The sequence below is a fragment of the Serratia liquefaciens ATCC 27592 genome, assembly GCF_000422085.1.
Lineage (GTDB): Bacteria > Pseudomonadota > Gammaproteobacteria > Enterobacterales > Enterobacteriaceae > Serratia > Serratia liquefaciens.
Genome location: NC_021741.1, coordinates 458,302 through 481,656, shown reverse-complemented (window position 1 = coordinate 481,656; position 23,355 = coordinate 458,302). Strand labels below are relative to the sequence as shown.

Below are 23,355 nucleotides of genomic sequence, written 5' to 3'. Positions count from 1 at the left end.
GTTGATGTAGGCTGACTCAGATTGAGTGATAAAGTGAGGAAAAAACCTTGCGGGGCTGGATTTTAGGCACAAAAAAACCACCTCTCGGTGGCTTCTTGTTCGCGCTGTACTAATGGTGCGAAGGCCGGACTCGTAAAATTAAAGTAACACCTTGTTTTTCATTTAAAATTTTAAATAAAAGTTTTAATTGACCACCAAAATGACCCCTTAATCCAAATTCGCATCAGCACACATGTTCCATTTTAGCTTTTAGTGCTATTTAGTGAAGGCGTGCTACCCTAGTATCGTAAACCCTTTGAATCTACTTGTAACCCTATAGGCTCAATGGTAAAGAAGTATGATAAATCTTCCTATTGTCTTTGAAAAAATTACATTTGAAATTAATCAAATAGGAATTATAAGCAAGAGCAGTTGTACGATGGGATTTTAATTATGGACATAATAAACAAAAATAAAGTGTGGGAAAGTAAAGAATGGGAAATGCATGTAAATGACTTGCTAAGGATAAAATTCGGCATTGCCGACTATATCCCTATTCCCGATGGACATAATGGTGATGCAGGTATTGAGGGTTTTTGGACTGGTGGGTATGCTTTTCAGGCTTACTGTCCAGATGAAGCATGCGCGATTGCTGATTTATATGAGAAACAAAGGGACAAAATCACAGCCGATATAGGAAAGTTTATTAAGAATAAAGATAATTCTTTAGGTAAAATATTTCATAACATAAAAATATCCAGATGGATTTTAGTTGTTCCAAATCATGTATCTAAAAACCTTACAATACATGCAGCTAAAAAAGAACAAGAAGTTATCGAAGAAAATCTTCCATATATTGATAATGAAAAATTCAAAATATTAATATGGGACCGTCAAACTTTAAAATCAGAAGAAAATGAATTAATAAGTTCCGGCCTTAGGATATTGAAAATTGACATACCTGAGGTAGATGGGGATGAGATTGAAAAAATAATAAATGAAAACTCTGAATTTGTCGAAAATATCCACAAGAAGCTAATGAAACTAAAAAATAATGAGAAGCAAGTAAATAGTGCGGCCAGTCACCTATTAAACCAAGTTGTATGTTATAAAAACATAATGTCAGACTTAAAAGAAAACTACCCATCATTCCATCAAGAAATTTCAAATACCATTATAAATAGAGAGAATGAATTACGGTTGGATTTTTTTGACACAGAGGTAGCCCCTCCAAATAAACAAATTGCACTTCTAAACGGGATGTTATCTGAAGCTAGCAAATTACACAAAGATAATTTAAAATGCATTTCAACAGGCGTTATCGGCGATTGGCTCATGCGTTGTAATTTGGATTTTTGACGATGAATATATTAGATGAAACACCTAAAAAAATGACATTCAGGTCAAATGGTTCTCCTATAGAACCAGAATTGAGGCCAATATGGAGAATTGCAATAATAACATTGATTTTAAAAAATCTTTGTCGTGGCTCAAAATCCAATTTAAGAAAAATTCAAGTTATCTATTCAATTGTCGCATCTAAAGACAAACGTGAAGAGTTTACCAAACGAAAATTAGATTCAAACTACAGCATCAGATTTGACCCACTGGTTGACCGAGCAGTAGCATTAGCAATAGGAGAGGGAATATTAAAAATAGACGAATCAAAAAGCATTTCATTGACCAAAAAAGGAAATGAATTTTATAAAAAAATATCAAATACAGATGAATTGCTAAACGATGAGAAAGAATTCATGGCGGCACTAAAAAAATCAGATTTCACTGAAGACAATATTAATAAACTACTTTTTAGAGGTGTAGCATGAGCCATCTTAAGATAAATAGACTAATTATAAAAACGAAAACCTCGGATGGTTTTTATGGAGCAGACCTAAAATTTAATGATGGGTTAAATATAATAAGTGCTGAAAACTCCTTCGGTAAGTCAACATGCATCCAATCAATTGTATACGCTCTTGGATTAGAAGGCACTTTAGGAGCATCTAGAAAGAATCCCTTAAAATCAGCATTAACGACAAAACTTAAAAACAACAATAGTATAGAAGTTAGTGTGATTATTACTGAAGTATTCTTAGAGATCTCAAACGCCTCAGGAAATATAATTACAGTATTAAGAAAGAGTGACGAGGAAGCGTCAAAACTAGTCTCTGTTTACGATTGCGCTTACGATAAAATAGCCAATAGCGGCCTAGATATTAAGAGTGATTTCTTCCTCAAAGATGCAGGTTCCGCCTCAAGAGAAAGAGGATTTCATTTCTTTTTAAGTAATTTTTTAGGCATTGTTCAACCTGAAGTTGTCAAGTACGATGGGACTAAGTGCCCTTTATATTTAGAATCAATATTCTCCATTAATTATGTGGAGCAAACTAGAGGCTGGGGTGGAATACTAAATGTTATTCCAACTTATCTTGGTATAAAGGATCTATCTCAGAATATCATAGAGTACACACTAAATCTTGATGTAAGTAGAATAAGAAGGAAACGGGAGCATTTTCTTGATAAGAAGAAAAATCTTGAGGTGAGGTGGGAAAATAGCATCAATGAATTAGTGTCTAAAGCTAAGAATTATGGTTACTTTTTATCAAACAGAATACCAGAAAAATTAAATATCAAAAGTGAGATATATAATGATAGCGATTTATACAGTTTTGACAAAGAAAAGAGAGAAACATATTTAAACAACGACATAATTACACTGCGTGAGGAATTAAATGAATTAAATAAAGAGCATACTCCGTCAATAAATGAAAATATAATTAGCGATAAGCTATCGCGTAGAATAGAAGATTTATCTCTATATTTAGTCGAAAATGAGAATGCAGCCGCAACATTAATAAGTGACTTTGACAATAGTCAACAATATCTTAACTCCATTAGTAAAAGCATAACTGATGTAAAAGAAAGCCTAAGAAAGTACAAGGATATAGAAAAGCTGCAGCAATTAGGATCAGAAGAAGAATTTAGTTTTATTCGCGGTCTGTGCCCAACATGTAATCAAAGTGTCATTGATAACTTACTACCTGATACTGATAAAAATCGAATACTATCTACATCCGAAAATATAAAATACCTTGAGAAGACACTTAACGTTTTTGAGGATATGAAAAAAAGTGAATGGAGAAAAACCGAGAGCAAGAAAAGCAATCTGCAAATAATTAATGAGCGTATAAAATCCATCCGTCACGAAATAAGATCGATAAGAAAATCACTTATTTCTTCCGATGACATAGCCACCCGGGAAAAAATCAGAAGAGAGATAGAGCTAGAAAACAAAATTGATAGACTCTGTATATTATTACAGCAAGAGAAAGAGATAAAAGATAGCTTGCAGGCAATTATAATTGAATGGAAGGAATCCGTCTCTGCTCTGGATAGGCTGCCCTATGACGGTTTTAGCAGCAAAGATAGAGAGAAGCTTAGTTTACTTGAAAATTCTTTTAAACATTATTTAAAAAAATTTGGTTACAAAAGTACATCAATAGAACACTTCGAGATATCAAAACAAACTTATAAACCATCCATTGATGGCGTTGATCTTGGGTCTGAAGCGTCCGCCAGTGATAACATTAGAGTTATTTGGTCATACCTTTACTCTATGTTAATGCTAGATACTTTTGAAAGAGATATCATTACAAATCATCTTGGACTTTTAATTCTTGACGAACCGAGACAGCAAGAAACAAAAGATGTAAATTTCAAAACATTTATAGAAACAACGACAAATACCTACTCAGTTCACAAACAGGTGATTATAGGAACAAGTGAGAAGTTCCAAGACTTACTATCTATGATAGAAGGATTAAATGTCAATTTACTCCATTTTGATAAAAATATCATAGAAAAATTATAAAAGCACGAGGAGAGAATTACATCTCTCCTTTGTATAACAAGATCCGGAGTTCCATCACAGATTTTAAAAGTAGAGTTCTCACAAGTATGAGTTTAGTCCTGCGCGCGCAATACTCCCTCGCCTACGCGCTCTGACTTTATCATGCACATTTCATGCATGACACAAAGGCTCTGTAAGCCCTTGTGGCATGGGGTTTCGGCTGTTTTGAGTGGCGGGGGATTAATGCAAAATCATGCACCCTATGCATGCACGTGCAGTTTGAGGCAGGCTAGCCAGAAAAAAGGCTGTTTTCGGGCTTGGGAAACGGCAAAAGCCCCGCAGCAAAATCAGCATTGCAGCGGGGCCTGCTCAATCAATGAAGGGTTTGGTTTCGGCTATAACGGCGGTAACGATTTAATGTCCTTTTTTCCGGCGATGGTAAATCATCAACGGTCACCGTTTCCGCTTGAATGGGCTGACATAAAATCTTATCGACGCTCTCCACCGTTTTAAATGTGCAGGAACACACGATGTTCTGGCACTGGTAATAGGCTTCTTTCGTCCGCTCCGTGATATAGCGACTGGTGCGAGTATAGGACGCATGGGTGCACAGCGGGCAGCGCATCATGATTGGGCCCCTTTCTCTTGCAGCAGACGGCGTTTTTCCGCCAGTTCTCTTGCCACTTGCGTCCGGCGAATTGGGCTGCTTTGCAGTTCCGGCAATACGCCGGTTTCTTGCGGTATCGTCAGGCCAATCTCATTAAGCACCGGGTGGTCGATATTTTGCGTAGCCATGGTAGCGCGAATGCGGCCTTGTAGTGCGCCCTGTACCTGTAGCTCAATCATCCTCATCGGATTGTCCGCATAGACGCCGTAAGCCCGTGAAGCCAGTGCACACGCCTTGATAACGTCAGGGCTGATTAGCGCCTTGCTCAGCGCATCCACGGCCTGATGCATCGCATGTTCGGCAAAGGCCTTCAGGGCCGCTTCGTGCGCCGTCACCACTTCCGGGGCTGTTCTGCCGCAACTGAGGTGAAGCTGCATTTTATCCAGCTCCATTTCTTCAATCAGGCCGTCAAATTCTTTCGACAGCTCCCGCTTGGAAATCCGGCTGTGGTGCTGCGCTTGCAGTTCCGGAGTCATTTCTCCGCGCAGTTTGCGAAACAGGGTACGCCACTGGCTTTCTGCCTCATGACTTTCCACTTCCGTGTCTTTCTTCTGTTGATGGCAGCGGGCGATCCCCGTAATGACGTCAGTCAGCGCCTGATAGTTTTTGTCGTGGGCGGCGCGGGCATCACGCAGGGCTTGCAGTTTGTCGTTGATGTACTTGGGTAATGCAGTTGTGCTCATGGGGTTATCTCCGGTGTCAGTCAATGTGAAGCTATTCTGCTGACTGCCGTACAACATCGCCATTCATCCCGGTTGGACTGTCCGCAGGACAACAGCACTGAAAACTGACGATAAAACCATCAACGAGATTTTAGTTTTATATAAAACTATTCACTACTGTTCACTTTAATAAAAAAGGTAGATAAATCAGTAAATAAAGTAGTGACTAGTTTATCTAAAACTATTCACCAAGTGTTCACTACTATTCACTCGGCTAAAAACAGCCTTTTTTCTGGCTAGCCTATTGGTAAGTGTTTTTTACTGTTTTAATTAAATAATCAGAATTATCAACTATTTTAATTTTCCACCGATTTGCCAAAGAGTTGTCAATAATTGCCAATGTTTGCCATTCTTTCTCATTAGCCTGAAAAATAAGCAAATATCTACACAACCACACAACATCCCCTTGTTGCCACCCCGCAAAATATTCTCATAATAGGGCGCTACCAGACGAACCCACACAGCGCCGGTGAGATCCCGCCGGGCATAAATGAGGTAGCATTCCATGTTTGCAGTTGCCACACAGACCCCTTCCACACTCTTGCCCGTCCCGGTCGATTACACGCCCCGTGAGCGTTTCATTCGCCTGCCGGAAGTGCTGTATACCACCGGGCTGTCACGCTCTACCGTCTACGAGATGATGAGCCGCAAGCAGTTCCCGGCCCAAGTTTCCCTTGGCGGTAAAACCGTGGCGTGGCTCGAATCAGAAATCGAAAGCTGGATGGCTGAACGTATCGCCAACCGTCATCAGGGGGCTGCAGCATGATGCGGTTAACGCTCGGCCGACAGAGCTTTACCCTGAACGATACCGACGCACTGTTTGTCGCAGAATCCATCCTGTTGCAACGCAAACAGCCGGATATTGCCTTGCCGGAACACCGCAGCGATAAGCACGGCGTGATCCGCCTGGCCAGCAGCCTGGCCGAACCACGTTTATTCCGCGCCGGGCCGATCCCCTTGACCGATGCGGGAGCCGATACCCGCAATGACCAGCTTACCGACTGTTGATCACTATGCGATCGATTGAGCATCCGGGGGTGTCTTACCGCTTGCCCCCGCGTCCGGCCCTGCGCTATAGTCCCCTCGCTGTCGCAAAATCGGCAGCCGGGCGTGAGAACCCGTGTAACTTATTGGCGACACCACACGCGCCGAGCGTGTTTTTTTATTTCGTAGCCTTAGTGCGCTCATTTTTTGCACAGTGGTTTCTATGCTACTGTGGCTGTCAAACAATGGTGGCTCAGGCGGGGCAGCCTTCGGGCTGGCCGGTTTCCAATAAGGCCGGTTTCTCACCCCCGTCTGGGCTACCACCCTTGCGTGAGAACTTCGGTGGTAGCAATAACCAATACTTATTGGAGGCTGCCACCATGGCTACGACCCTCACCCCGACTCATCCTAAATTCTGTTTCCTGTTTGCGGCCATTCGTCGTACTGCCCAGACGGCAACCCCGTGCATACTGCGCACCGTGGCGGATTCCGAGCACAGCGCACGCCGCCTGCTGGCGCGTGACTACATTCTTTCGTTTGCGGGCCGTCTGCCTGTACAGGGGGGGGGCATGAATACCCTGGCCGCCCGTTTCCACAGTGAAACCTATTACCCCATTCCGCATGCTGATTTCCTGCGTCTTCAGCACGCGCATTCTACCGGCGTGCTGTTTCTCGACATGCTGGACACGCTCGAATCGACCGGTCAGCGCCCGGACGCCGCTCAAAATGCCGCTTTCGCGTCTGTCATAGCGGTACTCACTGACCAGCTCGGGCAGGTCGTCAAAACCTGTGACTCCCACATTCTCGCCAGCATGGAGGCTTCCGCCGCATGAACACCCCACAGTCTTGTTTACCCGTTGAAGTCCGTACCGCCGTTTACCGCCGCGCTTTGGCCCATGCCTATCTCGATACCTGCGCCTTTTACCGGGTGACCCCCGGCTACACGCTGGATGAGCTGCAAATGGCGATTGCGATGGGCATTGAGGGCTACTTTGTCCGCCAGCACGGCGCAGAGGTGGGCATGGACATGGCCTGCACCATGCTCAGTGACATGGTGCAGCCGGATATTCTGGTGGCACCACCGCGCCTGACAACGCTCGGGCAAAAGATGATGGATGAGCTGTGCTGTGGCCGGATGGCCGTCACCTGTAACACCACCGTGCACTGAGGAGGCAAAACAATGACCGCATTAAGCGTTTCTCACACCTCACGTGCAGCGACCGGCCACTGGCCGGTGTTGCTCCCCGCGCTGGGCATTCATATCACCGCCGGGGGCCGGGCGCAGCCCTGCCCGGTCTGCGGCGGCAAAGACCGCTTTCGCTTTGATAACCTGCAGGGGCGCGGTACATGGTTCTGTAACCAGTGCGGCGGTGGCGATGGCCTGAATCTGGTCGAAAAAGCGCTGGCTGTGACTGCCAAAGAGGCCGCCGTGATGGTGGCCGGGGTATTGGGCGAGCCGTCGGGCAGCGCATTGCCGGAACACAATCCCCAACAGGAACAGCAGGACAAAGCACAGGCACACCACCATGCGGCAAAACAGGCCAGACAGTTACTCAACAGTGCCCAGAAGCAGGTCGGGAATGCCTATCTGACCGCCAAGGGCTGGCCGGACACTGACGCCCTGACATTGCAGGGGCCGTCACTGCGCGTGGGCGGGATCACTTACCAGCCCGACGATCTGCTGATCCCTCTGACCGACAACACCGGGGATGTGGTCAACGTCCAGTTAATTAATGCCGCAGGCGTCAAACGTACGCTGGCCGGGGGGCAAACAAAACACGCCTGCCACTTCCTGCCGGGGCAGGATAATGCCGTTATCTGGCTGACCGAGGGCTATGCTACCGGCCTGACAGTGCATGAACTAACCGGGGAAAGTGTCTGTGTCGCGCTCAACGCCAATATCCTGCCCGCGATGGCGCAGCAGTTGCGTGCTCACTATCCTGACGCGCTGTTGCTGCTGGCGGCCGACAATGACGAAAACGGCACCGGGCAGGCCCGCGCCGCCGAGGCCGCACAACTGAGCGGCGGTAAACCTGCGTTACCGTCAGAAACAGGCGACTGGAATGATGTTTACCAGCAACAGGGCAAGCTGGCCGCGCTTGCGCAGTTGGCGGCCTTTAGCCAGCCCAAGCAACCCAGCCCGTTTGATACGCTCAGCGATGCCGACCTGAAAGCCATGAGTGCCAGTGAAAAGGCCGAACTGCTGGCGGAGCACTACCAGCATCTGTTGGCCGTGCCACCGGTCGGTGAAGACCTGTGCCGCTATGAAAACGGCGCATGGCAAGTGTTGCCGTACCGGGTACTCAGCCGGGAGATTGCCGCGCTGTTCCAGAAAATCCGCGCCCCGTTCTCGGCGGCGGGTATCAACAGCATTCTGGACACGCTCCGGCTGATGGTGCCGCAAATGGGCACGCCGGTACGCCATCTGATTGGCTTTCGTAACGGGGTATTTGATACCGCCACCGGGCAATTCAGCGCGCACCAGAAAACGCACTGGTTGCGCACCGTCAACAGCGTGGACTACACACCGCCCAAGGCCGGGGAAAATCTGGCCGACCATGCCCCGTACTTCTGGCGCTGGCTGACCCGCGCTGCCGGGCAGCAACCCGAAAAGCAGGCGCGTATTCTCGCCGCGCTGTTTATGGTGCTGGCGAACCGCTATGACTGGCAACTGTTCCTTGAAGTCACCGGCCCCGGCGGCAGCGGCAAAAGCGTGATGGCCGCGATAGCCAGCCTGCTTGCCGGGAAAGACAACACCACCTCGGCCACCATCGATACGCTGGAATCGTCACGGGAACGGGCTTCCGTGGTTGGGTTCTCGCTGATTATCCTGCCTGACCAAGAGAAATGGAGCGGTGACGGGGCGGGCATCAAAGCGATCACCGGCGGCGATGCGGTGGCTATCGACCCGAAATACCGCGACGCCTACTCCACGCACATTCCGGCGGTGATTCTGGCGGTGAATAACAACCCGATGCAGTTCAGTGATCGCAGCGGCGGGGTGTCCCGTCGCCGGGTGATCCTGCCGTTCCCTGAAGTGATACCGGCCAACGAGCGTGACCCGCAGTTGCTGGCAAAAATCACCGGCGAGCTGGCGGTGATCGTACGCCATCTGATGCAGCGTTTTACCGCGCCCGATGACGCCCGCGCATTGCTGGAAGTGCAACAGAATTCGGGGGAAGCGCTGGAGATTAAACGCAGTGCCGATCCGCTGGTCGATTTTTGCGGCTACCTGCTGGCGGTCAGTGCGCCTGACGGTCTGTATATCGGTAATGCCAACATCACCCCGGCGAACCCGCGCAAGTACCTGTATCACGCCTACCTGTCTTATATGGAAGCGCGAGGACACAAGTACCCATTGAATCTGACCGCGTTCGGACGTGCCGTACCTCAAACCCTGCGTGAGTACGAAATAGCGCTGTTGAAACGCAAGACCAATCAGGGGATGCAGACCAACCTGATATTAAGTGAAGACTGTGAGGCCGACTGGCTTCCCAAATGTGAAATGCGCTAAGCAAATAGCGTCACGATCGTTTCTGCCGATCAATACGCGGTTATTGATCTGCCGAACCCATTGGACGCTGTTACGCGGGGCCGCTTATAGTCGTCCTGTACAAACCGCATACACCCAACACCGGGGAACCCCGTAGCGGTGACTACTCAGGCCTGCATTGCAGGCCTTTTCTCTGTCTGAAATCTCTCCCTGCCACACACCCACTGTGCAAACAATCACCGGCTCAGGCCGGTATTTTGCATTTATAGGGCTGACTGTTCACGGTGAGTGACCAGTCAGAGCAAACTCATCACCAACTAATCACTGTTTAATTTATTGTTTTTAAACAACTAAAAACAAAAGTGAACACTGTGACCAGTTTTTCTATAAATCTTTTTTTGCTGTCTCAGCTTACCGAGGTTGTTTTGTCATTTTTGCAAACTCATACGGTGTGATGTAACGCTCACTGTTCATATCCAAATAATCAGCCCACCATTGCACCATCAACCGGCGTTCTTCCATATGCTCGGCTTTGTGAATATATGCTGCCCTCACGCCGTTGCGTTCTTGGTGGCTCATCTGGCGTTCAACCGCATCCCTCGACCATAGACCTGATTCGACCAGCGCGCTGCATGCCATAGCCCTAAAACCATGGCCGCATACTTCAGTTTGAGTGTCATAACCAATAGAGCGTAGCGCCTTGTTTACCGTATTCTCGCTCATTGGTTTATGTGGATGGTGATCCCCGGGAAAAACCAGATCATTGCCTGCTGAAAGTTCGTGTATTTATTCAAGCAATTGGATCGCTTGTTTGGATAGTGGCACGAGGTGAATAGTCCGCATCTTTGATCCTCGGTGCGAATGCTTAACCCCCTCGATAGCTTCACGCTCAGCAGGAATTGTCCAAAGTGCCTTTTTAAAATCGATCTCTCCCCAACGAGCAAAACGTAATTCACTGGAACGAATGAAAATACTGAGTGTTAACCTGACCGCTAGTCCGGTCAGCATTCTGCCTTTGTGAGTATCAAGGCGCTGAAGGAATTCAGGGAGACGCTCAAGCGGTAAAGCAGGCCGATGTATGGCCTTACGGGTTGTAATCGCTCCTGCTAAATCTTGGGCAGGATTACGAGGAATAAGCCCACTTTGCACCGCAAAACGCATAATGCCGGTAATTCGCTGCTGCAACCGGGAGGCGACATCCAAACGACCACTTAACTCAACCTCTCTCAGAGGGACTAAGAGGTCTCTGGTTTCAAGGTCAGCAATATTACACTTTCCAATCACCGGGAAAATATTCCTCTCTAAATCCCGCATCACTCGCAAAGCGTGACCTTCAGACCAACGCTTATTCATCGCATGCCAGTCACGGGCAACCTTTTCAAAGGTCAAGGTTTCAGCTAATGCCTCGACCTTACCCTGTTCTCTCTGAGCGCTAGGGTTAATCCCATCGGCAAGTAATGCTCTTGCTTCGTCACGTTTTTCACGTGCTTTCGCCAGTGTCACAATCGGGTAAGCGCCAAAAGCAATCCGGCTCTCTTTGCCTTCATGTCGAAATTTGAGGTACCAGCGCTTTGAACCGTTTGGTTTGACTAAAAGATATAAACCGTGGGAGTCAGTGATTTTGTATTCTTTGTCGCGAGGCTTTGCTGTGCGGGCTGCTACGTCTGTTATTGCCATAAATTGGGGGTCAAACCTTTATCGAACCGAGCTGACCCCCATTGTGACCCCCAAAAGATCTGGATGTCAACGGATGTGCTCGGACGGATTCAGACCAAAAAAAAAGCCTTTCGGCTTTGATTTTAGTAACTTACGGACTGTTACGGACGTTCTCGAACATACTAATGGTGCCGAAGGCCGGACTCGAACCGGCACGTATCTCTACGGTTGATTTTGAATCAACTGCGTCTACCGATTTCGCCACTTCGGCACTGCAAGTAGTATGCGGAAAACGGGTGCATTATACCTTTCAGCGATCCACGTGCAACACTTATCCGTTGTTCAATGAGTTAAGTGCTGAAAAAATCGTCGCTGCGGTCACGTTGGCTCGTTTTTTGGGCGAAGTAAAGCGTGTCGATTGGGGATAACTGTGGTAAACGGCACGGGCACGGTATGCGGCGCCCCTACGGATGACATCGGGGATAACTGTGATAAACGACACGGCCGCGGCGTGCAGCGCCCCTACGGATGATACCGGCGATAATGTGCGCCTGTGCGTAGCGATATCATCAGCTGCGCGCTGCAGAGCTCCCAGAAACAAAAAAGGCGTAACCGCATGGCTACGCCTTTTTAAATCGTCTGTCGTGCCGCTACTTGCGTTTTAGCAGCATATACACGCTGATCAGCAGGAACAGCATGCTTGGCAGCAACGCGCCCAGTACCGGCGGCATGTTGTACACCAGGCTCAGCGGGCCGAATATCTGGTCCAGCACGTAGAACAGGAAACCGAAGCTGATACCGGTCACCACACGCACGCCCATCGGCACGCTGCGCAGCGGCCCGAAGATGAACGACAGCGCCATCAGCATCATCACCGCAACGGAAAGCGGCGAGAATACTTTGCTCCACATGTTCAGCTGGTAGCGGTTGGCTTCCTGGCCACTCTGTTTCAGGTACTTCACGTAGTTGTGCAGGCCGCTGATCGAAAGCGAGGTTGGGTCCAGCGCTACCACGCCCAGTTTGTCCGGGGTCAGGTTGGTTTTCCATTCGCCGGTCAGCGTCTGGGTACCGGTCACCTGTTTTTCATTGGTCAGGTCAGAGGTATCCACCTGCGAAAGCTTCCAAACGCCATCTTCAAAGCTGGCGGTAGCGGCATAGCGCACCGTCTCCAGCCTGCGCTGGTCGTTGAAGTGGTAGATGTTGACGCCGGAAAGCTCTTTCTCGCCCGCCACGCGCTCGATGTAGATGAAGTCGTTGCCGTCCTTCGCCCACAGGCCGTTTTTGGTGGAAAGCAGCGAGCCGCCGTACATCTGCTGCGCACGGTAGTTGCGCGCCATCTGGTCGCCCTGCGGTGCCACCCACTCGCCAATCGCCATGGTCAACAGCACCAGCGGGATAGCGGTTTTCATCACCGAGCCGGCGATCTGCATGCGGGTAAAGCCGGAAGCCTGCATCACCACCAGTTCACTGCGCGTCGCCAGTTGCCCCAGCCCGAGCAGTGCGCCCAGCAGCGCCGCCATCGGGAAGAAGATCTCGATGTCTTTCGGTACGCTCAGCAGGGTAAACATCCCGGCGCTCAGCGCCGTGTACTCGCCCTGGCCCACTTTACGCAGCTGGTCGACGAACTTGATGATGCCGGAAAGCGACACCAGCATGAACAACGTCATGATGATGGTGTTGAAAATCGTCTTACCGATATATCGGTCTAAAACGCCAAACATCAGGCCGCTCCTCTCAGGCGTGCGCGCAGCTTACGCATCGGCACCGTATCCCACAGGTTTAGCGCCAGCGCGATCGCAAAGTACGCCGCGTTGACCACCCAAAGCCATATCATCGGGTCCAGTTTGCCCTTGCCGCCGTTGGAACGCAGCGACGTCTGCAGCAGGAAGAAAATCAAATACAGCAGGATGGCCGGCAGCATGCTCAGCACACGGCCCTGGCGCGGGTTGACCACGCTGAGCGGTACCACCAACAGCGCCATGATCACCACGGAAAGCACCAGCGTCAGGCGCCAGTGGAACTCGGCGCGTGCGTCCGGGTCGTCAGACTCCAGCAGCGTCTGCATCGACATCTGCTCGGCCTGGTTGCCATCCACGGCGACCGTGCGGTGGCCAACCACGGCTTTATAGTCGTTGAAATCGGTAATGCGGAAGTCACGCAGCAGCGCGGTGCCTTCGAAGCGGGTGCCCTTGTCCAGCGTCACCACCTGCGAACCGTCTTTCATTTGGTTGATCTGGCCATGCTCAGCCACCACCACGGATGGGCGTTGGTTGCCGTTCGGCCGCAGTTGTGCCAGGAACACGTCGTTGAAGGTGCTGCCTTTTACGTTGCCGATAAACAGCACCGCGTTGCCGTCTTGCGAAGGTTTGAACTGCCCTTCCGCCAGCCCGGCGATGCTGGGGTTGGCTTTGGCTTCACTGATCACCACGTCCTGATAGCGCGAGGCCATGGGCCCGGCCCAGAACACGTTGACCGCCGCCACGGCAGAGGTGATCAGCGCCAGCACCATCGCGGCGATAATCAGGGTGCGTTTACCCAGCCCGCAGGCATGCATCACGGTGATTTCGCTGTCGGTATACAGCCGCCCAAGCGTCATCAATAAGCCGAGAAACAGGCTTAACGGCAGGATTAGCTGCGCCATCTTCGGCACACCCAATGCGAGCAATGAAAGGACTAAATTTGTCGGGACATCGCCGTCCACCGCATCGCCTAACACCTTGACCAGGTTCTGACAAAAGAAGATCAGAAGCAGGATGAAAAGGATCGCGATTTGGCTCTTTAGCGTTTCCCGTACCAGATATCTTATGATGATCACGCTTATTACGCCTGTGAAAACTTGTCTTTTTGCAGGAAAATCGATAGTTTCATCGCTAATCCGCCATTTATTCTCATCATATGGCAACCAACACAGCTAAAATAGTATTACAACATCTAGCATTTGGGTGTCCTATAGGAACTTACTTATAGTCGCCAAAACAGAGCAATTTACGCCGTTCAGGTTAACATAGTTAGTTAACTCAATGGCGGGAGATCGTTACGGAGTACGTTATTCTAGCCGTAGCGCCTGCCTTTGTCTTTAAGATTCAGGAGAGTGCATGGAGTTCAGTGTAAAAAGCGGTAGCCCGGAAAAACAGCGCAGTGCCTGTATTGTAGTCGGCGTTTTCGAACCGCGCCGCTTGTCCCCTATCGCAGAACAACTCGACAAAATCAGTGATGGTTATATCAGCGCTTTGCTGCGCCGTGGCGAACTGGAAGGTAAAGTCGGGCAGACGTTACTGCTGCACCATGTGCCTAACATTCTCTCCGAACGCATCCTGTTGATTGGCTGTGGCAAAGAGCGCGAGCTCGATGAACGCCAGTACAAACAGGTGATTCAAAAAACCATCAATACCCTTAACGATACCGGCTCCATGGAAGCGGTCTGCTTCCTGACCGAGCTGCACGTGAAAGGCCGCAACACTTACTGGAAGGTGCGCCAGGCGGTGGAAACCGCAAAAGAAACGCTCTACACCTTCGATCAGCTGAAAAGCAATAAAGTGGAGCCACGCCGTCCGCTGCGCAAAATGGTGTTCAACGTGCCGACCCGCCGTGAGCTCACCAGCGGTGAACGCGCTATCCAGCACGGTCTGGCCGTCTCTTCCGGTATCAAGGCAGCGAAAGATCTCGGCAATATGCCGCCGAACATCTGTAACGCCGGCTACCTGGCCTCTCAGGCTCGTCAGCTGGCGGATGCCTTCAGCACCAACATCACCACCCGCGTCATCGGCGAACAGCAGATGAAAGAGCTGGGGATGAACGCCTATCTGGCGGTTGGCGCAGGGTCTCAGAACGAATCGCTGATGTCGGTGATGGAATATAAAGGCAACCCGAACCCGGACGCCAAGCCGATTGTGCTGGTGGGTAAAGGGCTGACCTTCGACTCCGGCGGCATCTCGATCAAACCTGCCGACAGCATGGACGAGATGAAGTACGACATGTGTGGCGCCGCCACCGTGTACGGCGTGATGCGCGTGGTGGCGGAATTGAACCTGCCGCTGAACGTGATCGGCGTACTGGCCGGCTGTGAAAACATGCCGGGCGGCAGCGCTTATCGTCCGGGTGACGTGCTGACCACCATGTCCGGCCAGACCGTCGAGGTGTTGAACACCGACGCCGAAGGCCGCCTGGTGCTGTGCGACACCCTGACCTACGTTGAGCGTTTCGATCCGGAGCTGGTGATTGACGTTGCTACCCTGACCGGCGCCTGCGTGATCGCGCTGGGCCACCACATCACCGGCCTGATGTCGAACCACAACCCGCTGGCACACGAACTGATCGGCGCGTCCGAACAGGCCGGTGACCGCGCGTGGCGCTTGCCGATGTCCGACGAGTACTATGAGCAGCTGGACTCCAATTTTGCCGATATGGCGAACATTGGCGGCCGTCCGGGCGGGGCTATCACCGCAGCCTGCTTCCTCTCGCGCTTTACCCGCAAGTACAGCTGGGCGCACCTGGATATCGCCGGCACCGCCTGGCGTTCCGGCAAAGCCAAAGGCGCAACCGGCCGTCCGGTAGCGATGCTGGCGCAGTTCCTGCTCAATCGCGCGGGGCTGAACGGCGACGATTAAATCTGAGCGGTAATTCAGGTATAATCCCCAAGGGTACAGCATGCTGTACCCTTGTGTTTTTAGTAATGCTGCACAATTTTATAAACCCAATAGCTTTCGAGTTGCAGCAAGGCGGCAACCGAGAGAATCCCCAGGAGCTTACACGGGTAAGTGACTGGGGTGAGGGAGGGCAGCCAACACGGCTGCAGCTTGAAAGATGAAGGGGTTATATGAAACAGGCTACGTTCTATTTAATTGAACATGCGGAACCGGCAGGTGCGCTCAGCGCGCATGAGGCCGTGGCCTGCGCCGTTGCCGCCGAACGCTGGCGCTCCGGCAAGCGGGTGTTGATCGCCTGCGAAAGCCAGGAACAGGCCCAGCGGTTGGACGAAGCGCTGTGGCAGCGCGATCCGCACCAGTTCGTGCCGCACAACCTGGCCGGCGAAGGGCCACACTACGGTGCCCCGGTCGAGCTGTGCTGGCCCGGCAAACGCGGCAACTCACCGCGCGATCTGCTGATCGCCCTGCTGCCGCAGTTTGCAGATTTTGCTACTGCTTTCCATGAAGTGGTAGACTTCGTCCCTTACGAAGACACCTTAAAACAGTTGGCGCGCGACCGATATAAAGCCTATCGCAGCGTCGGCTTCCATTTGACCACGGCAACGCCGCCAACTCACTGAACAACGATATAAAATGGAAAAGACAAACAGTCATCTCGATACCGCATACGACCCGAAAGAGATCGAACAGAAGCTGTACGATCACTGGGAAAACCAGGGTTACTTCAAGCCAAACGGTGATACCAGCCAGGAAAGCTTCTGCATCATGATCCCGCCGCCGAACGTCACCGGCAGCCTGCACATGGGTCACGCCTTCCAGCAGACCATCATGGACACCATGATCCGTTACCAGCGCATGCAGGGTAAAAACACCCTGTGGCAGGCCGGTACCGACCATGCCGGTATCGCCACCCAGATGGTGGTTGAGCGCAAGATCGCCGCAGAAGAAAACAAAACTCGCCATGACTATGGCCGCGATGCGTTCATCGACAAAATCTGGCAGTGGAAAGCGGAATCCGGCGGCACCATCACCCGCCAGATGCGTCGCCTGGGCAACTCCGTGGACTGGGAGCGCGAGCGCTTCACCATGGACGAAGGCCTGTCCAACGCGGTACGCGAAGTGTTTGTCCGCCTGCACAAAGAAGATCTGATCTACCGCGGCAAACGCCTGGTGAACTGGGATCCGAAACTGCGCACCGCCATCTCCGATCTGGAAGTGGAAAACCGCGAGTCCAAAGGCTCCATGTGGCACCTGCGCTATCCGCTGGCTGACGGCGCCAAAACCGCCGAAGGCAAAGATTACCTGGTGGTCGCCACCACCCGTCCGGAAACCGTGCTCGGTGATACCGGCGTAGCGGTAAACCCGGAAGACCCGCGCTACAAAGATTTGATCGGCAAAGAAATCGTTCTGCCGCTGGTGGGTCGTCGCATCCGCATCGTCGGTGACGAGCACGCCGATATGGAAAAAGGCACCGGCTGCGTGAAAATCACCCCGGCGCACGACTTTAACGACTACGAAGTCGGTAAACGTCACGGCCTGCCGATGATCAACATCCTGACTTTCGACGGCGATATCCGCCAGGAAGCGGAAGTGTTCAACACCCTCGGCGAAATCTGCACCGATTACTGCAACGAAATCCCGGCCCAGTTCCGTGGCCTGGAGCGTTTCGCGGCGCGTAAAGCGGTGGTTGCCGCCTTTGACGAATTGGGCCTGCTCGACGAGATCAAACCGCACGACCTGACGGTGCCTTACGGCGACCGCGGCGGCGTGGTGATCGAACCCATGCTGACCGACCAATGGTACGTACGTACCGCCCCGCTGGCGAAAGTGGCGGTGGAAGCGGTTGAGCAAGGCGAAATTCAGTTCGTGCCGAAGCAGTACGAAAACATGTACTTCAGCTGGATGCGCGACATTCAGGACTGGTGTATCTCTCGTCAGCTGTGGTGGGGTCACCGTATCCCGGCCTGGTACGACGTGAACGGCAAAGTCTACGTGGGCCGCAGCGAAGAAGAAGTGCGCAGCGAAAACAACCTGGGCGCCGACGTGGTGCTGACTCAGGACGAAGACGTGCTGGACACCTGGTTCTCTTCCGGCCTGTGGACCTTCTCTACCCTGGGCTGGCCAGAGCAGACCGACGCGCTGAAAACCTTCCACCCAACCAGCGTGATGGTCAGCGGCTTCGACATCATCTTCTTCTGGATTGCGCGCATGATCATGCTGACCATGCACTTCATGAAGGACGAAAACGGCAAGCCGCAGGTTCCGTTCAAGACGGTCTACATGACCGGTCTGATCCGCGACGACGAAGGGCAGAAGATGTCCAAGTCGAAAGGCAACGTGATCGACCCGCTGGACATGGTTGACGGCATCTCGCTGGAAGACCTGCTGGAAAAACGCACCGGCAACATGATGCAGCCGCAGCTGGCGGAGAAAATCCGCAAGCGCACCGAGAAGCAGTTCCCGAACGGCATCGAGCCGCACGGCACCGACGCCCTGCGCTTCACCCTGGCGGCGCTGGCCTCTACCGGCCGTGACATCAACTGGGACATGAAGCGCCTGGAAGGCTACCGCAACTTCTGTAACAAGCTGTGGAACGCCAGCCGCTTCGTGCTGATGAACGCGGAAGGTCAGGACTGCGGCTTCAACGGCGGCGAGAAAGTGCTGTCGCTGGCGGACCGCTGGATCCTGGCCGAATTCAACCGTACGGTGAAAGCTTACCGCGAAGCGCTGGACACCTACCGCTTCGATCTGGCCGCCAACATCCTGTACGAATTCACCTGGAACCAGTTCTGTGACTGGTACCTGGAGCTGACCAAGCCGGTCGTGAGCAACGGCAGCGAAGCGGAACAGCGCGGTACCCGCCACACGCTGATCACCGTGCTGGAAGCCCTGCTGCGCCTGGCGCACCCGGTGATCCCGTTCATTACCGAAACCATCTGGCAGCGCGTGAAAACCCTGACCGGCGAAACCGCAGACACCATCATGCTGCAACCCTTCCCAGCGTACGACGCCGCGTTGGAAGACGCGCAGGCGCTGAACGATCTGGAGTGGATCAAGCAGGCGATCACCGCGGTGCGTAACATCCGCGCCGAGATGAACATCGCTCCGAGCAAACAGCTGGAAGTGCTGCTGCGCAACTGCAGTGCCGACGCTCAGCGTCGCGTGCAGGAGAACCAGAGCTTTATCGAGCGTCTGGCGCGTCTGGAGTCTATCGCCCTGCTGCCTGCGGGTGACAAAGGCCCGGTATCGGTCACCAAACTGGTGGACGGCGCCGAGCTGCTGATCCCTATGGCCGGCTTTATCGATAAAGACGCCGAAATCGCGCGTCTGTCGAAAGAGATGGGCAAGCTGGATGCAGAAATCGCCTCAATCGAAGGCAAGCTGGCCAACGAAGGCTTTGTAGCGCGCGCGCCGGAAGCCGTGGTCGCCAAAGAGCGCGAACGTCTGGCAGCCTGCAAAGAAGGTAAAGTGAAGCTGCAGGAACAGCAGGCGACCATCGCCGCGCTGTAATCTTTCGGTTCACTGCAACAGTTGAAAAACAGCGGGGATTTCCCCGCTGTTTTTTTATCGCCGTTGCATCAGCCATATAAATACCCAATAGATTTCGAGATGCAGGAAGGCGGCAAGTGAGCGAAGCCCCAGGAGCTTACATAAGTAAGTGACTGGGGTAAGAAAACGCAGCCAACACATCTGCAGCTTGAAAGATGAAGGGTATAGATGTTATTACAAGATATTAATTGCTGCATGGACGCCGCCGAGATATAAACTCGGCGCGTTTTTTGTCTGCACAAAAAACGATATTCCGGAGCCCTTCGGGTTCTTTTTATGGCGAGTGTAACTATGACAACAGCAACCCCAGTACGTCTTCTGGTGCGCCCAATAACGGCTGACGACAACGCCGCTATTGCTAATGTCATTCGCGAAGTCTCTGCCGAGCACGGCCTGACGGCAGACAAAGGCTATACCGTTTCCGACCCCAATCTGGACGTCTTGTATCAGCTCTACAGCCTGCCACGCAGCGCTTATTGGGTGATAGAAGTCGATGGCCGGATTGCCGGCGGTGGCGGCGTGGCCCCGCTGCAGGGCGGTGACGACGATATTTGCGAATTACAGAAAATGTATTTCCTGCCGATTTTGCGCGGCCAGGGCCTGGCAAAACGCCTGGCGCTGCAGGCACTGGAGTTTGCCCGTCAACAGGGCTTCCGCTGTTGTTATTTGGAAACCACCGCCAGCCTGACGCAGGCCATCGGCCTGTACGAGCATCTGGGCTTCGAACATATCGACCACGCCATGGGCACCACCGGCCACGTCGACTGCGAAGTCACCATGCTGAAAACGCTTTAATCTTGCTGCTGCGCCCGCGGTCATCACGGGCGCAGCAGCAAGCCTCCCTAGGCCGTTACCCTGCCCTTGATCGCCAGCTCAATCCGGCTCAGCACCAGGCTGGTCAGATAGGACACCACAATCAGCAGCAGCAGGATCAGCGGCGTATAGCGTGGCGCAAAAATCAGCTTTTGTGTGAAGTAATAGCAGTAGAAGCTGTGGGTCAGCCACATGTACATCGAATGCTTGCCCAGCTCGCCCACCGCCCGATTCACCGTGCTGCCCAGCCCGTCTGCGGTTTTCATCATCGCGATGATAAACAGCGGCGTCACCAGCAGCAGCCCCGGATTATGGGCGACGATAAACACCGCCACCGTCACCATCAGCAAGATCAGCGGATGGGTGCGGCTCAGGGTAACAATCAGCTTCGACAGCCAGAAGTCCGCCGGCATTTGCTTGCTGCGGCCAAACACCATGCCAAAGCCGAAAGGCAGTAGCCAGGTGCAATATTCGATCAAGATTTCAGGCGCCCAGGCGAAATACTGTAGCCCTCTGCCGCACAGCGCCGCCAGAACCAGCAACCCCAGCAGAGGGTAGATATTCAGCCGCGACAACAGCGGCAGAGAAAGCACGTACAGCACATAGAGTTTGAAGAACCACCACTCGCTGTTATACGTGGATTTAATGCCAATCAGGTTTTCGAGAAACAGCGGCAGGGAAAGGCTATACCTTTCTCCGGGAAAGAAGAAAATGCCGATAGGGACAAAGATAAATAACACTATCCAATAGCTGATATATAAATTCTTCAGCTTGCCCCAGATATAGTGAAACGACACTTCTTTTTTCAGCGAAAACCCGTAACCGGACAGGAACAGAAACATCGAAACGCAAATCTTGCCGAACAGACCAAGATACATTTCAAGATCAACGCTGTTAACAATATGATAGACCGGGATATCCGGGCTAATTCGGATCGGGTAGGCAAACAGGTGATGGATCAGCATCAATATGATGGCAATCCCTTTTAAATAATTAGATTTATTAATCGAAATGTCCATATTTCTTAATATCTTATCCAACCATAGAGTGGCTCATCATATAGCAGCATTTTTGTGCTGACATCCTCTTTCCCGCTCGGATAAATCTCATATTTAATATTCCGTTTAGAAACAATGCGCCGGATATTTATCACCGCGTATTTTTCGTTCCGGTATCGTCACGGTCGCGCAAACCACAAAAAATATTAATATGAACATTTTATTTTTTATATATTAAAATCAATTAGTTGATAAAAATTAAAAACAATTTATGTGATATTCATTAACAAATTAACGATTTGAAATTGACCTACCGCCCGCTTGCGATACTCTGCCATGACAGGCTCATGCCGTAATCGCACAGGGAGCAGTCATGTCGGAAAATGCTTTTGATTACATCATTGTCGGCGCAGGTTCCGCCGGCTGCGTACTGGCAGCGCAGTTGATCCGCCGCACTCAGGCGCGGGTGTTACTGCTGGAAGCCGGTGGCGACGACAATAATTTATTCATCAAGATGCCGGCCGGCGTGGCGAAAATCATCGCCAAAAAAAGCTGGCCCTACGAAACCGAACCCGAGCCGCACGCCAACAACCGCCGCATGCAGATCGCCCAGGGCAAGGTGTTGGGCGGCAGCAGCTCGGTCAACGGCATGATCTATATTCGTGGCCAGCGGCAGGATTACGACGAGTGGGCCGAACGTTACGGCTGCGTCGGCTGGGGCTATCAGGACGTGCTGCCCTATTTCAAACGTGCCGAGGCCAACGAGAGCCTGTCCGACACCTATCACGGCGGTGAGGGCCTGCTGCCGGTCAGCGAGAACCGCTACCGACACCCGCTCAGCATGGCGTTTATCCGCGCCGGCCAGGAGCTGGACCTGCCCTACCGCAACGATTTCAACGGCGACAGCCAGCACGGCGTCGGCTTCTACCAGACCACCACCCATAACGGCGAGCGCGCCAGCACTGCACGCACCTACCTGAAAGCGGTGCGTAACGAACAGCGCCTGGTGGTGAAACTGAATGCGCTGGTGCACCGAGTGGTATTGGACAACAACATCGCCACCGGCGTGGTGTATAGCCAAAACGGCGGTGCCGAAGTCACCGCGCATGCGGCAAAGGAAGTGATCCTCAGCGCCGGCGCGGTAGGATCGCCGAAGATCCTGATGCTGTCAGGCATTGGGCCACGCGAACATCTGCAACAGTTGGGCATAACCCCGCTCGCCGATCTGCCGGTGGGCAAGAACTTCCACGATCACCTGCATATGTCGATCAACGTCAGCACCCAGCAACCGATCAGCCTCTACGGTGCCGATCGCGGGCTGCAGGCGCTACGCCACGGCACCGAATGGCTGGCGTTTCGCAGCGGCGTGCTGAGCTCCAACGTACTGGAAGGTGCCGCCTTCACCGACAGCCAGGGTGACGGCCGGCCCGACGTGCAAATCCACTTCCTGCCGATGCTCGACAGCTGGGACGATGTGCCCGGCGAACCGCTGCCCAATATCCACGGTTTCACGCTCAAGGTCGGTTATCTGCAGCCCAAGGCGCGAGGGGAAGTCCTGCTGCGCAGCCGCGATCCGCGCGATCCGGTGAAGCTGCACGCCAATTACCTCGGTCATCCGGAAGATCTGGCCGGCAGCGTGCGCGCGGTGAAATTCGGCCTGCGCTTCCTGCAAACCGCGGCCCTCAAGCCGCTGATCAAAGATCTGCTGATGCCGCAGCCGGCATGGTTGAACGATGACGCCCAGCTGGAGGAGTTTGTGCGCAACTTCTGCAAGACGGTGTATCACCCGGTAGGCAGTTGCCGCATGGGCCAATCGCCGCAGGACTCGGTGACCGATCTGCAACTGCGGGTGCACGGTTTTGAGCGACTGCGGGTGATCGACTGCTCGGTGATGCCGCAGGTCACCAGCGGCAATACCAATGCGCCGACCATTATGCTGGCGGAAAAAGCGGTGGATTTGCTGCTGGGCGCACCGGCGTAACTGAGTTGCGCGGGCGC

General features: G+C 52.2%; 18 protein-coding genes, 1 tRNA gene and 1 pseudogene. 13 read left to right on the top strand and 7 right to left on the bottom strand.

Annotation, left to right across the window (positions count from 1 at the left end; all coding sequences use genetic code 11):
• The first annotated feature begins 432 nt into the window (after positions 1-432).
• From M495_RS02205 to M495_RS02195, 3 genes are read left to right on the top strand one after another with little or no spacing between them, the layout of a single operon-like run.
• Positions 433-1,338, top strand: a complete 906-nt coding sequence (locus M495_RS02205; protein WP_020825032.1) for a hypothetical protein — start codon at positions 433-435, stop codon at positions 1,336-1,338.
• 2 nt (positions 1,339-1,340) lie between these two features.
• Complete coding sequence (locus tag M495_RS02200; protein ID WP_020825031.1) at positions 1,341-1,805, top strand: hypothetical protein; 465 nt, start codon at positions 1,341-1,343, stop codon at positions 1,803-1,805.
• Complete coding sequence (locus M495_RS02195; protein WP_020825030.1) at positions 1,802-3,850, top strand: AAA family ATPase; 2,049 nt, start codon at positions 1,802-1,804, stop codon at positions 3,848-3,850. The genes M495_RS02200 and M495_RS02195 overlap by 4 nt, the downstream gene beginning before the upstream one ends.
• A gap of 352 nt (positions 3,851-4,202) precedes the next feature.
• Here the strand turns inward: M495_RS02195 and M495_RS24770 are convergent, their stop codons facing one another.
• Entirely contained in the window at positions 4,203-4,457 is a 255-nt protein-coding gene (locus M495_RS24770; protein ID WP_020825029.1) for an ogr/Delta-like zinc finger family protein, read from the bottom strand.
• Positions 4,454-5,179: a hypothetical protein gene (locus M495_RS02190; RefSeq protein ID WP_020825028.1), complete on the bottom strand. Its 726-nt coding sequence runs from the start codon at positions 5,177-5,179 to the stop codon at positions 4,454-4,456. Before M495_RS02190 ends, M495_RS24770 begins: the two co-directional genes overlap by 4 nt.
• A 544-nt stretch (positions 5,180-5,723) precedes the next feature.
• Between M495_RS02190 and M495_RS02185 the strand changes: the two genes are divergently transcribed.
• From M495_RS02185 to M495_RS02160, 5 genes are read left to right on the top strand one after another with little or no spacing between them, the layout of a single operon-like run.
• Positions 5,724-5,984, top strand: a complete 261-nt coding sequence (locus M495_RS02185) for a helix-turn-helix transcriptional regulator (protein WP_020825027.1) — start codon at positions 5,724-5,726, stop codon at positions 5,982-5,984.
• On the top strand, positions 5,981-6,226 hold the full coding sequence (locus M495_RS02180) for a hypothetical protein (protein ID WP_020825026.1): 246 nt from the start codon (positions 5,981-5,983) through the stop codon (positions 6,224-6,226). The genes M495_RS02185 and M495_RS02180 overlap by 4 nt, the downstream gene beginning before the upstream one ends.
• A gap of 5 nt (positions 6,227-6,231) precedes the next feature.
• Positions 6,232-7,035 carry a host cell division inhibitor Icd-like protein gene (locus M495_RS24765; RefSeq protein WP_390900358.1) on the top strand — a complete coding sequence of 268 codons (804 nt, stop codon included), beginning with the start codon at positions 6,232-6,234 and terminating at the stop codon, positions 7,033-7,035.
• On the top strand, positions 7,032-7,370 hold the full coding sequence (locus M495_RS02165; protein ID WP_020825024.1) for a DUF5375 family protein: 339 nt from the start codon (positions 7,032-7,034) through the stop codon (positions 7,368-7,370). Before M495_RS24765 ends, M495_RS02165 begins: the two co-directional genes overlap by 4 nt.
• A gap of 12 nt (positions 7,371-7,382) precedes the next feature.
• Positions 7,383-9,716 carry a primase-helicase zinc-binding domain-containing protein gene (locus M495_RS02160; RefSeq protein WP_020825023.1) on the top strand — a complete coding sequence of 778 codons (2,334 nt, stop codon included), beginning with the start codon at positions 7,383-7,385 and terminating at the stop codon, positions 9,714-9,716.
• Positions 9,717-10,106: 390 nt separating this feature from the next.
• Here M495_RS02160 and M495_RS02155 read toward each other — a convergent pair.
• The 4 genes and pseudogenes from M495_RS02155 to lptF all read right to left on the bottom strand — a co-directional run bounded on the left by M495_RS02155 (position 10,107) and on the right by lptF (position 14,166).
• Positions 10,107-11,372, bottom strand: a pseudogene (locus M495_RS02155) (tyrosine-type recombinase/integrase).
• 165 nt (positions 11,373-11,537) lie between these two features.
• A tRNA-Leu gene (locus M495_RS02150) sits at positions 11,538-11,622 on the bottom strand.
• A 379-nt stretch (positions 11,623-12,001) separates the two neighbouring features.
• Complete coding sequence (lptG, locus tag M495_RS02145; RefSeq protein WP_020825022.1) at positions 12,002-13,072, bottom strand: LPS export ABC transporter permease LptG; 1,071 nt, start codon at positions 13,070-13,072, stop codon at positions 12,002-12,004.
• Positions 13,072-14,166, bottom strand: coding sequence for an LPS export ABC transporter permease LptF (gene lptF / locus M495_RS02140; protein WP_020825021.1), 1,095 nt, complete (start codon positions 14,164-14,166; stop codon positions 13,072-13,074). The genes lptG and lptF overlap by 1 nt, the downstream gene beginning before the upstream one ends.
• A 280-nt stretch (positions 14,167-14,446) precedes the next feature.
• On the opposite strand from lptF, the gene pepA reads away from it, so the two are divergent.
• From pepA to M495_RS02120, 4 genes are all read left to right on the top strand, one after another.
• Entirely contained in the window at positions 14,447-15,958 is a 1,512-nt protein-coding gene (pepA, locus tag M495_RS02135; RefSeq protein ID WP_020825020.1) for a leucyl aminopeptidase, read from the top strand.
• 209 nt (positions 15,959-16,167) lie between these two features.
• Positions 16,168-16,617, top strand: coding sequence for a DNA polymerase III subunit chi (locus M495_RS02130; RefSeq protein ID WP_012005017.1), 450 nt, complete (start codon positions 16,168-16,170; stop codon positions 16,615-16,617).
• Between the two features lie 13 nt (positions 16,618-16,630).
• Positions 16,631-19,507: a valine--tRNA ligase gene (locus M495_RS02125; RefSeq protein ID WP_020825019.1), complete on the top strand. Its 2,877-nt coding sequence runs from the start codon at positions 16,631-16,633 to the stop codon at positions 19,505-19,507.
• Between the two features lie 330 nt (positions 19,508-19,837).
• A complete protein-coding gene (locus M495_RS02120; protein WP_041414155.1) occupies positions 19,838-20,341 on the top strand; it encodes a GNAT family N-acetyltransferase in 504 nt (167 codons plus the stop codon).
• A 47-nt stretch (positions 20,342-20,388) separates the two neighbouring features.
• Here the strand turns inward: M495_RS02120 and M495_RS02115 are convergent, their stop codons facing one another.
• Positions 20,389-21,378 carry an acyltransferase family protein gene (locus tag M495_RS02115; RefSeq protein WP_020825017.1) on the bottom strand — a complete coding sequence of 330 codons (990 nt, stop codon included), beginning with the start codon at positions 21,376-21,378 and terminating at the stop codon, positions 20,389-20,391.
• Positions 21,379-21,730: 352 nt separating this feature from the next.
• Here M495_RS02115 and M495_RS02110 point away from each other — a divergent pair, with 352 nt between their 5' ends.
• Positions 21,731-23,338 (top strand): GMC family oxidoreductase, encoded by a 1,608-nt coding sequence (locus M495_RS02110; RefSeq protein WP_020825016.1) that lies wholly within the window; start codon positions 21,731-21,733, stop codon positions 23,336-23,338.
• Positions 23,339-23,355: the final 17 nt, after the last annotated feature.